The sequence below is a fragment of the Micromonospora sp. CNZ285 genome, from assembly GCF_004637285.1.
Genome location: NZ_SPQD01000001.1, coordinates 6178636 through 6190845, shown reverse-complemented (window position 1 = coordinate 6190845; position 12210 = coordinate 6178636). Strand labels below are relative to the sequence as shown.

Below are 12210 nucleotides of genomic sequence, written 5' to 3'. Positions count from 1 at the left end.
CAGCGAACCGGACTTCCGGTGCTCTGCCTGGACGACTTCTACAAGGACGGCGATGACCCTACGTGTCCGCGTCGAAACGGACAGGTGGATTGGGAGTCCCCCTTGTCCTGGGATTCGGACACGGCGGTGCAAACAATCGCCCGACTGGCTCGTGAGGGCAAGGCCGAAGTGCCGGTTTATGCGATCGGCGCAGACCGTCGGGTAGCCACCCGGCCATTCGATGTCGACGGATCGCCAATCTTCGTCGCCGAGGGGATCTTCGCGGCCGAGATCGTGGCCGAGTGCCGCCGGCTGGGGCTGCTCGCCGGGGCGTACGCGCTGCGCCGCCCGCGCGGCGCGACGTTCCTGCGCCGCCTCGCCCGGGATCTCGCCGAGCAGCGCAAGGCGCCCCGGGTGCTGCTCCGGCGCGGGGTCGCGCTGCTGCGCGCCGAGCCGGCCGTGCTGCGCCGGCAGACCGGGCTGGGCGCCGAGGCGGCCCGGGCCGGGCAGGTGCTGCGCGGGGTGGCCGCACTGCTCTCCGGCCACCCCCGCCAGTCGTAATCAGCCGATCAGCTCGGCGTACGCCGGCTTGATCACCTCGTCGATGATCCGCAGCCGCTCGTCGAACGGGATGAAGGCACTCTTCATCGCGTTGATGGTGAACCACTGGAGTTCCTTCCAGCCGTAGCCGAAGGCCTCCACCAGCAGCGCCATCTCCCGCGACATCGAGGTGCCGCTCATCAGCCGGTTGTCGGTGTTCACAGTCACCCGGAACCGCAGGTCGCGCAGCAGCCCGATCGGGTGGTCGGCGATCGAGGCCGCCGCGCCGGTCTGCACGTTCGACGACGGACACAGCTCCAGCGGGATGCGCTTGTCCCGCACGTACGCGGCCAGCCGGCCCAGCACCGGCGGGTTGCCCGGGGTGATGTCGTCGACGATGCGGACGCCGTGGCCGAGCCGGTCGGCGCCGCACCACTGGATCGCCTGCCAGATCGACGGCAGGCCGAACGCCTCACCGGCGTGGATGGTGAAGTGGAAGTTCTCCCGCTGGAGGTACTCGAACGCGTCCAGGTGCCGGGTGGGCGGGAAGCCCGCCTCGGCGCCGGCGATGTCGAAGCCGACCACACCGGTGTCGCGGTGCCGCACGGCCAGCTCGGCGATCTCCTGCGAGCGGGCCGCGTGCCGCATCGCGGTGAGCAGCGTGCCGATCCGGATCGGGGTGCCCGCCTCGGCGGCCAGCGCGCTGCCCTCGCGGAACCCGGTGACCACCGCGTCGACCACCTCGTCCAGGGTCAGGTTCTGCTCCAGGTGCTGCTCCGGCGCGAAGCGCACCTCGGCGTAGACCACACCGTCGGCGGCCAGGTCCAGCGCGCACTCGCGGGCGACCCGGCGCAGCGCGGCAGGGGTCTGCATGACCGCCACCGTGTGCGCGAACGTCTCCAGGTAGCGCTCCAGCGAGCCGGAGTTCGCCGCCTCGGTGAACCAGACCCCGAGCGCCGCCGGGTCGGTGGTGGGCAGTTCGTGGCCGACCTCGGCGGCCAGTTCGACGATCGTCGCGGGCCGCAGGCCGCCGTCGAGGTGATCGTGCAGCAGCGCCTTCGGGACCTTGACGATGTCCTCGTACGAGATTGCGACCATGCTCAGACCCTAGTCACCCCCGGTACGGGCGCGGCGGTGGACCGGACCGGTTCAGGGTCGCCAGCCGTACACCCGCTCCACCGCGAGCCGCAGGACCACCCGCCCGTCGGCGACCATGGCGGCCCGGTAGTCGGCCCAGTCCGGGTGCTCGCCGCGGATCCGCCGGTAGACCTCGACCAGTTCGTCGACGGTCGCGTCGTCGGTGGCCGCAGCGGGCGGGGTGAGCGTCACGGTGCCCTCGGCGACCGCGTACGCCCCGCCGTCGGCGGTGGTCACGTGGAAGCTCGCCCGGGGGTCGCGGCGCAGGTTGCGCACCTTCGCCCGGTCGCCGGTGGTGGAGCAGCGGATCAGGCCCGGTTCGGCCAGGTAGTCGAGGTTGGACAACTGGGGCCGGCCGTCCCGGCGCAGCGTGGCGAGCACCCCGCGCCCGCGTTCGCCGAACAGTTCCCAGAGCCGGGCGCTCACCGCGCTCCCTTCGTTCGCGACTGCGGGGCTCGCAAACCCGGCTCACTCCTCGCGCTCACCGCGCTCCCTTCGTTCGCGACTGCGGGGCTCGCAAACCCGGCTCACTCCTCGCGCTCACCGCGCCACCTCGGTCCGCAGCGGCGCGAGCGCGACGGCCAGCCGGGCGAGCTGATCCAGCATGAGCGCGGCGGCCTCCTCGCGGCCGGGGTCGGGTCGCAGCTCGCCCGCCTCGTCCAGCGCCTGCCGCAGGAAGACGACCACCTGGTCGTTGACCGGGGTCATGTTCAGCGTGGTCACCACCTGCTTGATCATCTGCACCGCGCGCAGGCCCCCGGAGGTCATGCCGTAGCTGACGAAGCCCACCGGCTTGTGCTGCCACTCGTGGTAGAGGTAGTCGATCGCGTTCTTCAGCGGCGCGCTGAAGCCGTAGTTGTACTCCGGCATGACCAGGACGAAGGCGTCCGCGGCGTCGATCTCGGCGCTCCAGGCCCGGGTGTGCTCGTGCAGGTAGAACCGCTCGGACGGGTGGTGCGGCTCGTCGTGGAAGGGCAGCCCGACCTCGGCCAGGTCGAGGAGGCGTACCTCGTCGAAGCCGGCGTGGCGGGCGGCGGCCGCGGTGAACCAGTCACCGATGCGGCGGCCGACCCGGCCGGGGCGGGTGCTGGCGACGACGACGGTCAGGCGGGGCATGGTGAGGTCACTCCTGTCGGGACGGCGGCCGGGGCGGTGAGCCGGGGAACGAACCAGGCGACGATCGGCCCGATGCCGATCGCGTAGAGCAGGGTGCCGGGGCCGACGGCGCCGCCGAGCAGCCAGCCGACGGCCAGCACCGTCACCTCGATCGCGGTGCGGGCCGGGCCGAGCGGCAGACCGCGGGCGGCCAGGCCGGTCATCAGCCCGTCCCGCGGGCCGGGGCCGAGGCGGGCGCCGAGGTAGAGCGCGGTGGCGAGGCCGTTGAGCAGGACGCCCGCGACCAGCAGGCCGATGCGGCCGGCGAGCGGGGCGACCGGCGGCAGGAGCGTCAGCGTCGCGTCGAGGGCCAGGCCGACGAGCGCGACGTTCGCCACGGTGCCGACGCCCGGGCGCTGCCGCAGCGGGATCCACAGCAGCAGCACCAGCAGCGCCACGCCATTGACCAGCACGCCCATCGGCAGGCCGGTGCGGTCGGCGAGGCCCTGGTGCAGCACGTCCCAGGACGCGAGCCCGAGGTCGGCGCGGACCATCAGCGCGACGCTGACGCCGAACAGCGCCAGGCCGGCGAACAGCCGTACCAGCCGGGACGGCAGTTTGGTTGACATGTCATCAACCTAGGGCGCAACTTGGTGACATGTCAACAACACCGGTAGGATCGGTCCGTGGACGAACCGCGCTGGCTGGACGAGCAGGAGGACCGCGCCTGGCGCGGCTACCGCCGCATGCGCCGCCTGCTCGACCTGGAACTGGCCCGGGAACTGATGCAGGACGCCGGCCTCTCCGAGCCCGACTACGACGTCCTGAGTGACCTCTCCGAGACCCCGGAGCAGCGGCTGCGGCTCAGCGAACTGGCCGACCGGATGCTCTGGTCCCGCAGCCGCCTGTCCCACCACATCTCCCGCATGCAGCAACGCGGCCTGGTCACCCGGGAGGAGTGCGCCACCGACGGCCGCGGCTCGGTCGTCGTGCTCACCCCGGCCGGGCGCCGGGCCGTCGAGGCCGCCGCACCAGGGCACGTGGCGGCCGTCCGCCGGCACCTGATCGACCGGCTCACCCCGGCCGAGGTGGCCGCGCTCGGCACGCTCAGCCAGCGGGTGATCGGCCACCTCACCGGCCGCCTCCCCGGCCGACCGGAGACGGAGGACTGAGCCGTGGACGACCGCGTCCTCGCCCGGCTGCGCTGCCCGGTCTGCGCCGAGCCGCTCACCGAGACCACCGCCGGCACCGCACGCGCGCTGCGCTGCCCGCGCGGGCACAGCTTCGACATCGCCCGGCAGGGGTACGTGAACCTGCTCGCCGGCCGCGCCCCGCACACCGGGGACAGCGCCGAGATGGTCGCCGCCCGCGCCGGCTTCCTCGCCGCCGGTCACTACGACGCCGTCGTCGCCGCGCTGGCGACCACAGCGGTACGCGTCGCCGGCGTCGACCCGTACCCCCTGGTGGTGGATGCCGGCGCCGGGACCGGGCATTACCTCGCGGCGGTGCTGGCGGCGCTGCCGGACGCCGCCGGCCTGGCCCTGGACGTCTCCAAGCCGGCGCTGCGGCGCGCGGCCCGGGCGCACCCGCGGGCCGCCGCCGCGCTTGCCGACACCTGGCAGCGGCTGCCCCTGGCCGGCCGGTCCACCGCCGTGCTGCTGAACGTGTTCGCGCCGCGCAACGGCCCGGAGTTCCACCGGGTGCTCGACCCGGGCGGCGCGCTGCTGGTGGTCACCCCGGCCGCCGACCACCTGGCCGAACTCGTCGACGCGCTGGACCTGCTGCGGGTGGACCCGGACAAGGCCGACCGGGTCGCCGGCAGCCTCGGCGCCCACTTCGCCGAGGAGTCCGCGACCGGGCACCGGGCCCGGCTCGCGCTGACCCGCGCCGAGGTCACCACGCTCGTCGGGATGGGACCGAGCGCCTGGCACGCCGACCCGCGACGGCTCGCGGCGCGCATCGCCGCGCTGACCGAGCCGGTGCCGGTCACGCTCTCCGTCCGGCTCGGCGTGCACCGCCCGCGCTGACGCGGCTCAGGTGGAGAGGTCGACCTCTTCCCAGCCCGGCGGCTCGTCGTGGTACGGCCCGCGCAGCACCACCGCCCACTCCAGCGCCCACCGGCGCTGCCCGATCGCGTTGGCGTCCACCAGGCCCGGCAGCGCGCCACCGGCCTTCTCGGTCTCCAGGTACGCCCAGTCGAGGCAGTAGTGCAGGTCGAGCAGCGCCGCGGCGTCACCGGGATGCTGCGGCGCGGCCAGGATCCGGGCCCGCCACTGGCCGAACGTCTCCCCCGCCACCAGGTTCGGCATCCGCTCGACCAGCCGCTCGTCCACCGGCACCGTCGGGTCCAGCTCCTTGGCCAGCCCGAGCACCCAGGCCAGCGAGAACAGCGCGTCGTGGTGCAGCACGAACGACCTGTGGTCGCCCCGGCCGCCCATCACGAACTGCCACTCCGGCGGCGTCACCGAGTCGACCAGGTGCGACTCCAGCAGCCAGCTCATCGCCGCCTGCGCGGGCATCCCGAAGCAGCGGGCCAGGATCACGTGCAGCACCGCGATCCGGGCCTCGATCTCCGGGGTCGGACGCAGCTCGATCTCGTCGCCCGGCTCCCACACCAGCGGGAACTGCGGCGGCGGCAGCGGAAGACCCAGCCGGGACAACTCGTCCAGGCTCGCCTCCCGGACGGCCCGGGGATCGGGAGCGGGTACGCGCACGGTCAAGCCCCTGTCTGCTCACCTCGGCTCGTCGCCGGCCGATCCCCCCTGGCCTGGGAGGATAGCGGCTCCCGCCGGGCCGGCACCATGGCCGTCCCCGGTCAGCCGATCCGCTCGACGACCAGCGGCGTCGCGTCCGGGGCGTCCGGCGCCACCCGCACCGCGCGGCGCGCCTCGTCCAGCGCGGCGGGCATCCGCTCGGCGTGCTCGGCCCGCAGCTCGAACAGCGGGTCGCCGACACGTACCCGGTCACCGCGGCGCTTGTGCAGCACCACGCCGGCCGGGATGCTCACCAGGTCCTCCTTGCGGGCCCGGCCCGCGCCGAGACGCCACGCGGCCACCCCGATCGCGTACGCGTCGATCTCGGCGACCCAGCCGTCCTCGGCCGCGGTGACCAGCTCGACCTCGTTCGCGGTGGGCATCGGTGCGTCCGGGTCACCGCCCTGAGCCCGGATCATCGTGCGCCAGGAGTCCATCGCCCGGCCGTCCCGCAGTGCCGCCTCCGGGTCGGCGTCCGGCAGGCCGGCCGCGTCGAGCATCTCCCGGGCCAGCGCCAGCGTCAGCTCCACCACGTCGGCCGGACCGCCGCCGGCGAGCACCTCCACCGACTCGGTCACCTCGACCGCGTTGCCGACAGCCAGGCCGAGCGGGGTGGACATGTCGGTGAGCAGGGCGACCGTCCGGACGCCGTGCGCGCCGCCCAGCTCGACCATGGTGCGGGCCAGCTCGCGGGCGTCGTCGACGTTCTTCATGAACGCGCCGGAGCCGACCTTCACGTCGAGCACCAGCGCGCCGGTCCCCTCGGCGATCTTCTTGCTCATGATCGAGCTGGCGATCAACGGGATCGCCTCGACGGTGCCGGTGACGTCGCGAAGCGCGTACAGCTTGCGGTCGGCCGGGGCGAGCCCGTCGCCGGCCGCGCAGATCACCGCGCCCACGTCGCGGAGCTGGGCGATGAACTCGTCGTTGGTGAGCGCCGCCCGCCAGCCCGGGATCGACTCCAGCTTGTCCAGCGTGCCGCCGGTGTGGCCCAGGCCCCGGCCGGACAGCTGCGGCACCGCCGCGCCGCACGCGGCCACCAGCGGGGTCAGCGGCAGGGTGATCTTGTCACCGACGCCGCCGGTGGAGTGCTTGTCCACCGTCGGCCGGGACACCGGCGACAGGTCGAGCCGCTCGCCGCTGGCGATCATGGCGGCGGTCCACCGGGCGATCTCCGGCGCGGTCATGCCGCGCAGCAGGATCGCCATGGCCAGCGCCGACATCTGCTCGTCGGCGACCAGACCCTTGGTGTACGCGTCGACCACCCAGTCGATCTGCCCGTCGCTCAGCACACCCCCGTCCCGCTTCGCCCGGATGACGTCAACCGCCGTAAAAGCACTCACTTCTGATGATCCAATCAGTAATCGGGATGGTCGCTGGTCGCGCTCAACCCGCGAACGGTGACCGTCGAGGAATCGGGCCGACCGTGACCGGCGGAGGGATCAAGCCTGACCGCCCGGAGCCGGGCACGGTCGGCCCGATTCCCCCAGCTCAACCCCAACGAACCGGAATCTCCGAAGGAGGCTCACCCTCACCAGCCCAGAAGATCGTCCCCGAGGCGTCCACCACGACCACGCGCGGCGTCCGCGCCAGCCCCCAGGCGATCGCCTCGGCCGGGTCGTCCCAGGTCGAGCCCTCCTCCAGCACGCCGGTCTCGGCGTCCTCGGTCTCCCCCGACGACCGCTCCCAGTACGTCGTCCAGACCTGCTGCCCGGCCGACAGGTCGGGGTGCACGAACACGGTGCCCCGGCCCCGCCAGGCGGCCAGCCGGTCCGGTACCACGGGCACCGGGTGCTCGCCGGTCACCGCCTCGATGTCGGCCACGTCGAAGGCGTGCGGCAGCAGCTCCGCCATCCGCAGCGGCCCGCCCTTCGCCTCGACCAGGCACTCCGGCCCGCCCTGCTCCCAGAGCAGCTGCCGGCACCTGCCGCACGGCATCAGCGGCTCACCGGTGGCGTCGACGCAGGACAGCGCCACGATCCGGCCTCCGCCGGTCGCGTGCAGTTGCGAGACCACGCCGCACTCGGCGCAGAGCGTGACGCCGTAGCCGGCGTTCTCCACGTTGCAGCCGACCACGACCCGGCCGTCGTCGACGAGCGCGGCGGCACCCACCGGGAACTTCGAGTACGGCACGTAGGCGTGCCGCATGACCTCGGTGGCGGCGGTTCGCAGCCGCTCCCAGTCGATCTCCATCACAACCCCCATTCTGCCCAATCAACGCCGATCGGTCGCGGTTGCGGCCGGAGACGACGATGCCCGGCGGGTCGCCCCGCCGGGCACGGTGTCGCGGCGGGCGGTCAGCCCTTGATGTACGGCTTGCCGTCGGCGGCCGGCGCCCGGACCTTGCCGACCAGCCCGGCCACGGCCAGGATCGTCGCCAGGTACGGCAGCATCGCCAGGAACTGGCTCGGGATGCTGCTGCCGATCGCGCCCAGGTAGGTGGCGAGTTGGTCGGCGAAGCCGAAGAACAGCGCCGCCAGCAGCGCGCCGGTCGGGCTCCACCGGCCGAAGATCAGCGCGGCCAGGGCGATGAAGCCCTTACCGCCGATCATGTTCTTGGTGAACGAGTAGAGCGCCAGCGTGTACGAGGCGCCGCCGACACCTGCCACCAGACCGGCCAGGATCACGTTGCGGTAGCGCAGCCGCAGCACCTTCACGCCCAGCGTGTCCGCGGCGGTCGGGTGCTCGCCGACCGAGCGGGTCCGCAGGCCCCACCGGGTACGGAACAGCGCCAGGTGGATGACGAGCACCAGCAGCAGGCCGACGTAGAGGAAGATGTTGCCCCGGAACAGCGCCGGGCCGATCAGCGGGATGTCGGACAGCAACGGGATCTCCCAGTTGCCGAAACGGGGCGCGCTGTTGTACTTCGCCGCGTCGGTCTGCATCAGCCGCTCGTACAGGAAGCCGGTGATGCCGACCGCCAGCAGGTTGAGCACGATGCCCATGACCACCTGGTCGACCAGGTAGCGGATGGAGAACACGGCCAGCAGGAACGAGATGAACGCGCCACCGATGGCGGCGGCCACCAGGCCCACCCAGACGCTGCCGGACATGCTGCCGAACAGCGCGCCGGAGAAGGCGCCCATCAGGAGCTGGCCCTCGATCGCCACGTTCACCACGCCGGAGCGCTCGCAGAGCACACCGGCGAGCGCGCCGAAGATCAGCGGCAGGGCCAGGATGAACGTGCCGCGGACGACGTTCACCAGCGGCATGAAGTTGCGGCCCTCGGGTGCGGCCGAGACCTGCCAGCACAGGAAGCTCAGCACGAAGGCGACCAGCCCGGCACCGAGCAGCAGCGTGAACCAGCGCTTGGGCACACCGGCCAGCAGCGCGCCTCCGGCCGCGGCGGTGATCAGCCCGAACAGGATCGCGCCGACCGTACCGTTGATCTCCAGGGCGGCCCCGCCCTCGGTCTCGCTGAGCGTGAACCGCGCGTGCTGGTCGGTCGCGAGCGCGCCGAACAGCACCGCCGCGAGCACACCGAGCGCCAGCAGGACCGCGCCGATCTTCCGGTTACGGGTCCAGAAACCCTCGTCGACCGCGGTAACGGCGACCTCGGGGACAGCGGTGGTGGACATGCTCACCAGCCCTTCGCGAGGCTCGTCTGCAACCGGGCGGCGCGGGCCGCCCGGAGCTGGAAGATCGTCTTCACCAGGGCAGGCGCGGCGATGAAGATGACGATGAGCGCCTGGAGCACGGTGACCAGTTCCAGCGAGATCCCGGAGTACGACTGCATCCGGTTGCCGCCGGCCTGGAGCGCGCCGAACAGCAGCGCGGCCAGCAGCACGCCCCACGGCTTCACGCGGCCGAGCAGCGCGACCAGGATGCCGTCGAAGCCGATCTGCGCGATCACCAGCGGGGTCAGCGCGGTGGCCGTGGTGCCGAGCACCATGGTCGAGCCGCCGAGACCGGCCAGCATGCCCGCGAACACCATCACCAGCACGTACGTCTTGGTCACGCTGATGCCGGCGGTGCGGGCCGCGTCCGGGTTCGCGCCCACGGCCCGCAGCTCGAAGCCGAGCGTCGAGCGGTTGAGCAGCCAGGCGATGAACCAGGTGGCCGCCACCGCGAGCAGGATGCCGGCGTGCACCCGCAGGTCGTCGCCGAGCAGGCGGGGCAGCTGGGCGGTGGACTCGACCGGCTTGCTGATCGCGTCCGCCCGGTTCGGGTTCTGCACCCCGTTCTGGACGATGATCCAGGACAGGAAGTAGACCGCCACGTAGTTGAGCATGATCGTGTTGATCACCTCGTGCGCGCCGGCCCGTGCCTTGAGGATGCCGGGGATGAAGCCCCACAACGCGCCGCCGAGCGCGCCGGCGATCAGCGCCACCAGCAGGTGCACGACGGGCGGCAGCGGCAGCGCGAAGCCGGCCACGGCGGCCAGGATGACGGCGATCGTCGCCTGGCCCTGGGCGCCGATGTTGAACAGGCCGCCGCGGAAGGCCAGCGCCACCGACAGGCCGGTGAAGACGAGCGGCGCGGCGTAGGTGAGCGTCTCCGAGATCGGGCTCAGGGCGGCGGTGAAGCCGACCGCGTCCGGGTCGAAGATCGCGCCCTTGAACAGGTTCGCGTACGCCTCGCTGACCACAGTCCAGCTGGCGTTCAGCGCGTCGGTGGGACGGGCGGTGATGTAGCTGTAGGTGGCCAGCACCTCCGGGTCGGACACGATGATCAGCACCGCGCCGACCACCATGGCCAGCAGCACCGCGAGCACCGTCACGGTGATCGTGTTGGCCGCCCAGAGGTTGTCCAGGAACATCCGGCCCATGCTGGGACGGGACGCCCCGGCCGGGTCCGGCTTCTTCGCGGTCGCGGTCGCGGTGGCGGGGACCGTCTGCTCGGTGTCACCCGCCGGCTGCGTCGGCGTCGCCCGGGCCTCGCTCAGCGACTCCTGCGCCTCGGTCGCCGGTTCCTTGTCCGGCGAGCCCGAGACGGGGTTCGGGTTGGTCATGCCTCGTCCTCGTTGCCAGGGCCGTCCTCGGTCGCGGTGGCGGCGTCCGGGGTGGCGGCGTCCGGGGTGATGCCGGCCATCAGCAGGCCGATCTCCTCGCGCGGGGTGTCCGGGCCGACGATGCCGATGATCCGGCCGCGGTACATGACCGCGATCCGGTCGGCCAGGCCGATCACCTCGTCCAGTTCGCTGGAGACCACCATGACCGCGGTGCCGATGTCCCGCTCGCGGATGACCCGGCTGTGGATGAACTCGATCGAGCCGACGTCCACGCCCCGGGTGGGCTGGGCGGCGATGAAGAGCTTCAGCGGCCGGGACAGCTCCCGGGCCACGATCACCTTCTGCTGGTTGCCGCCGGAGAGCGTGCCGACCGCCGCGTCGGCCGAGGAGGTACGGACGTCGAACTGCTCGATCCGCTCCCGCGCCGACTTGGCGATGGCGTCGGGCTTGAGCGACAGGCCCTTGCCGAACGGCGGCCGGTCGTAGATGTCCAGCACCAGGTTCTCCGCCACGGAGAACTCCTTGACCAGGCCGTCCACGCTGCGGTCCTCCGGCACGTAGCCGACGCCGGCGCGGAGCACCTTCTTGGTCGACCAGCCGTGCGTCGGCTCACCGTCGAGGCTGATCGTGCCGGCGAGCACCGGGCGCAGGCCCATGATCGCCTCGATCAGCTCGGTCTGGCCGTTGCCCTGCACGCCCGCCACGCCGAGCACCTCACCGGCGTGCACGGTCAGGTCGACGCCGTCGACCGCGCGTACCTGCCGGTCGTCGTCCACGACCAGGCCGGCGACCTCCAGGATCGGCTTACCAGGGGTGGCCGGCTCCTTGTCCACCGTCAGCCGGACGCTGCGTCCCACCATCAGCGCGGCCAGCTCGTCCCGGCTGGCGCTCGGCTCGGCGGTGCCGACTGTCTTCCCGCGCCGGATCACCGTGATCCGGTCGGCGATCGCCTTCACCTCGCCCAGCTTGTGGGTGATGAACACGATCGACTTGCCGGCGGCCTTGAGCGACCGCATGACGGTGAGCAGTTCCTCGGTCTCCTGCGGCGTGAGCACGGCCGTGGGCTCGTCGAGGATCAGCAGGTCGACGTCGCGGGTGAGGGCCTTGACGATCTCCACCCGCTGCTGGATGCCGACCGGCAGGTCCTCGATCACCGCGTCCGGGTCGACCCGCAGGTTGTACCGCTCGGAGACCTCGGCGACCTCGCGCCGGGCCCGCCGGCGGTCCAGGATGCCGGCGAAGGGCCCCTTGACCTGCTCGGCGCCGAGCATCACGTTCTCGGCCACGGTGAAGACCGGCACCAGCATGAAGTGCTGGTGCACCATCCCGATCCCGGCGGCGATCGCGTCCGACGGGCCCTTCAGCTTCAGCGGCTTGCCGTCGACCAGGATCTCGCCCTCGTCCGGCTGGTAGAGGCCGTAGAGCACGTTCATCAGGGTCGACTTGCCGGCGCCGTTCTCGCCGAGCAGGGCGTGGATCTCTCCAGGCTCCACCGTCAGGTCGATGTGGTCGTTGGCGACCAGATCACCGAACCGTTTGGTGATGCCGCGCAGTTCGAGTCTCAGCGCAACCTCCTGGAGTGCGAGCGATGGTGCAGCGTAGCGACCTGCCGCGCCGCCACCACGCCGGGTGGGGATGTCGGGGGGAGTCAAGCTGATCGGCCGCCCCGGCGCTGGGGTACCTTCCCCGTTGCGCCGGGACGGCCGGATCGTCAAACCTGGTGTCCGCCGGCCCCCGCTGCCGATGATCGCACCG

At 72.5% G+C, this 12210-nt stretch carries 13 protein-coding genes; 3 read left to right on the top strand and 10 right to left on the bottom strand.

What is annotated here, in order from left to right:
• Positions 1–273: 273 nt before the first annotated feature.
• Positions 274–540, top strand: coding sequence for a hypothetical protein (locus tag CLT75_RS33520; protein WP_228531240.1), 267 nt, complete (start codon positions 274–276; stop codon positions 538–540).
• Here CLT75_RS33520 and CLT75_RS28690 read toward each other — a convergent pair whose 3' ends face one another.
• From CLT75_RS28690 to yczE, 4 genes are all read right to left on the bottom strand, one after another.
• Positions 541–1617 (bottom strand): adenosine deaminase, encoded by a 1077-nt coding sequence (locus CLT75_RS28690; RefSeq protein WP_013473969.1) that lies wholly within the window; start codon positions 1615–1617, stop codon positions 541–543. It lies immediately after the preceding gene.
• Between the two features lie 51 nt (positions 1618–1668).
• A complete protein-coding gene (locus tag CLT75_RS28685) occupies positions 1669–2082 on the bottom strand; it encodes a PPOX class F420-dependent oxidoreductase (protein ID WP_091415396.1) in 414 nt (137 codons plus the stop codon).
• A gap of 114 nt (positions 2083–2196) precedes the next feature.
• Positions 2197–2772, bottom strand: coding sequence for an NAD(P)H-dependent oxidoreductase (locus CLT75_RS28680; protein WP_135243275.1), 576 nt, complete (start codon positions 2770–2772; stop codon positions 2197–2199).
• Positions 2760–3380 (bottom strand): membrane protein YczE, encoded by a 621-nt coding sequence (gene yczE / locus CLT75_RS28675; protein ID WP_135243274.1) that lies wholly within the window; start codon positions 3378–3380, stop codon positions 2760–2762. The genes CLT75_RS28680 and yczE overlap by 13 nt, the downstream gene beginning before the upstream one ends.
• Before the next feature lie 57 nt (positions 3381–3437).
• Here yczE and CLT75_RS28670 point away from each other — a divergent pair, with 57 nt between their 5' ends.
• The gene (locus tag CLT75_RS28670; protein WP_135243273.1) at positions 3438–3923 is read left to right on the top strand and encodes a MarR family winged helix-turn-helix transcriptional regulator; all 486 of its coding nucleotides are present in this window, start codon (positions 3438–3440) and stop codon (positions 3921–3923) included.
• A gap of 3 nt (positions 3924–3926) precedes the next feature.
• On the top strand, positions 3927–4778 hold the full coding sequence (locus tag CLT75_RS28665; protein ID WP_135243272.1) for a putative RNA methyltransferase: 852 nt from the start codon (positions 3927–3929) through the stop codon (positions 4776–4778).
• 6 nt (positions 4779–4784) lie between these two features.
• Here CLT75_RS28665 and CLT75_RS28660 read toward each other — a convergent pair whose 3' ends face one another.
• From CLT75_RS28660 to CLT75_RS28635, 6 genes are all read right to left on the bottom strand, one after another.
• Positions 4785–5465: a DUF4272 domain-containing protein gene (locus CLT75_RS28660; protein ID WP_135243271.1), complete on the bottom strand. Its 681-nt coding sequence runs from the start codon at positions 5463–5465 to the stop codon at positions 4785–4787.
• Between the two features lie 101 nt (positions 5466–5566).
• On the bottom strand, positions 5567–6847 hold the full coding sequence (locus CLT75_RS28655) for a thymidine phosphorylase (protein ID WP_135243270.1): 1281 nt from the start codon (positions 6845–6847) through the stop codon (positions 5567–5569).
• A gap of 148 nt (positions 6848–6995) precedes the next feature.
• On the bottom strand, positions 6996–7697 hold the full coding sequence (locus CLT75_RS28650) for a cytidine deaminase (RefSeq protein ID WP_135243269.1): 702 nt from the start codon (positions 7695–7697) through the stop codon (positions 6996–6998).
• 104 nt (positions 7698–7801) lie between these two features.
• Complete coding sequence (locus CLT75_RS28645) at positions 7802–9082, bottom strand: ABC transporter permease (protein ID WP_135243268.1); 1281 nt, start codon at positions 9080–9082, stop codon at positions 7802–7804.
• Between the two features lie 2 nt (positions 9083–9084).
• Positions 9085–10272 (bottom strand): ABC transporter permease, encoded by a 1188-nt coding sequence (locus CLT75_RS28640; RefSeq protein WP_486485374.1) that lies wholly within the window; start codon positions 10270–10272, stop codon positions 9085–9087.
• A gap of 179 nt (positions 10273–10451) precedes the next feature.
• A complete protein-coding gene (locus CLT75_RS28635) occupies positions 10452–12107 on the bottom strand; it encodes an ABC transporter ATP-binding protein (protein ID WP_135243266.1) in 1656 nt (551 codons plus the stop codon).
• Positions 12108–12210 lie beyond the last annotated feature (103 nt).